Here is a 1,881-nt window from a genome sequence, read left to right as displayed (position 1 = left end):
GTAAGTGGGGCAGATTCGATGGCGCTGCCGGTTTGGCAGGCAGAAGCGTCGAGCGCTGATGACCGTTGGTGGCTCCAGCGTTTAAGCCCGGGCAAGGATGGTGGCCGGGAGAGACGGGATGGGGTGATCTTCACTGCCGATCCCAAGCCGGTCACCGAGATAATGGTAGAAGGAAAGGCCGAGCTTTTGGCAGGTCTTCATCAGGCCGAGCATGACATCGCGCGCAACACGGCCATCCTGGCTCATTGTGCCACCGGAGATCTTCCGCTTCGTGACAAACGTCCTTAAGGCATTTTCGGAGGCATTGGTGTGGAGCGGGATGCCGGGATACTCGAGCACCTTTAGCAGCTCGTTCTTCCTGCGATGCAGTCGCTCGAGAAGCGTGTCGAGTGCTTCATAACCCGTACGTAGTGTGAAGATCCTATCGAACCGTCGTCGGAATGCGGGAGCGGACTGGGGGGAAGGGCACTGCTGGTAGGCTTTCAGCGCTTTATAGAAACGCCAGACGAGATCTCGGACCATCGTGACCAGCCGCTCCTCCTTTGCAGTGGTCGGCATCAGCTTTTGCAGAAGGCGCTCAGTATGGACCCAACACAGTGCATGATTGCCGACACGGAACTGTCCGGCATCGTCGGACACGATCACCGTATTTGCCATCAGGCCGTGATGGCGGATGGAGCCCCAAAGCCCTGCTTCGGCAAGGGTGCCGATCTCCTGGCGGTTGAGAATATCGACACCTTTGTCAGCCAGATGCGCCATGAACGGTACCTGGTTGCAGAAGTGTTGCGGCTCAAACGTCCGAAGCCCATGGACTACGGGCGGATTGCCGCGACGTTCTTTCAGATAATCGAATGCGGCGTCACCCAGCACATAATCCTGATAGCCGCCGCGCAGCAGGGACAGAAAGTTCAGGCGTGACTTCGATTTCGTGGTGCGAAAGACGGTAAAATCCGCACCGCCGATCTGTGTGGTGTAATAGTTATTATGGGAATGCCGCGCGCCGGTGTCGTCAACCGTCACATAAGGCGACGCCACGAGACCGGCATGCAGCAGTGCGGCATCCTCGGCGACGAAGCCCTCCAGCTGCCTGGTGAGAAGCCGCACGATCTGACGCTTGGAGATGGCGATCCCGACATCGTTCAGCAATGTCGTCAACCGCTGCGTCGTCACCTGTCCTTGTGCGTGCAGCATCAGGCAAAGCCGCCGGAGGTTGGCGCCATAGCCACCTATGATCCCGGCCGGCAAGGGAGCGAGAACCGTCTTTCCATCCGGTGTCACCCAGCATTCACGGCGGTAGTGCACGAGTTCCGCCTTGAGCACCAGGTCTCGGACGTAGACGCTTCTATATCCCTTGAAGCGCGAGCCGGACGGAGCATCGATGCGTAGGATCTCCTGCCGGCTGACCCGATCCACATCCAGCTTCGGACCCCGCGGCTTTTTCCTGCCGGCCACATGGTTTGCTGGAGAGGCCTCCGTTGCCCTCTCCATGCCGGAGGCGCGAAACGGCGGGCGCGGCGGCAGATTTTTCAGCCGGGCGATCTCGTCGCGCAACAGCTGGTTCTCGAGTTTCAGGCGGGTATTCTCCAGCCGAAGGGCGGCGTTTTCCTCCCGCAGCTGGATGTTGTCGGCCTCAAGCTTCGCAAGCCGGGCTTCTGCCTGCTGCGACCGTTCCAGAAGACCCGTCACCAATCCGCGCAACGCATTCAGTGAAAGCGTGTCGGCATGCTCGGGGGAGGGGAGCCGTTTCTTCATGGCAGAATCGAATCATGATTTGCCCCGGCTTGAGAATCCCCAGACTAGCAATCACTTCTCAAAGCGCGCGGTTATGCACACTTCTATGACCGCTCACCAAAACGCCGCCATGGATTTTGCCCCACGTAC

The 1,881-nt window shown here is 59.4% G+C and carries 1 protein-coding gene; it reads right to left on the bottom strand.

Features of this window, described 5'->3' with window-relative positions:
• Positions 1-81: 81 nt before the first annotated feature.
• Entirely contained in the window at positions 82-1,752 is a 1,671-nt protein-coding gene (locus ACM5SV_RS36555) for an IS66 family transposase (RefSeq protein ID WP_011649147.1), read from the bottom strand.
• Positions 1,753-1,881: the final 129 nt, after the last annotated feature.

The sequence above is a fragment of the Rhizobium sp. CRRU65 genome (assembly GCF_048551595.1).
In the GTDB taxonomy this organism is placed as follows: domain Bacteria; phylum Pseudomonadota; class Alphaproteobacteria; order Rhizobiales; family Rhizobiaceae; genus Rhizobium; species Rhizobium leguminosarum_J.
The sequence above is the reverse complement of the archived record's forward strand: the minus strand, read 5'-3'. Positions and strand labels throughout refer to the sequence as shown.

Coding starts and splice junctions, on each gene's coding strand:
- ACM5SV_RS36555 (WP_011649147.1), bottom strand. CDS start 1,752: ATGAAGAAACGGCTCCCCTCCCCCGAGCATGCCGACACGCTTTCACTG.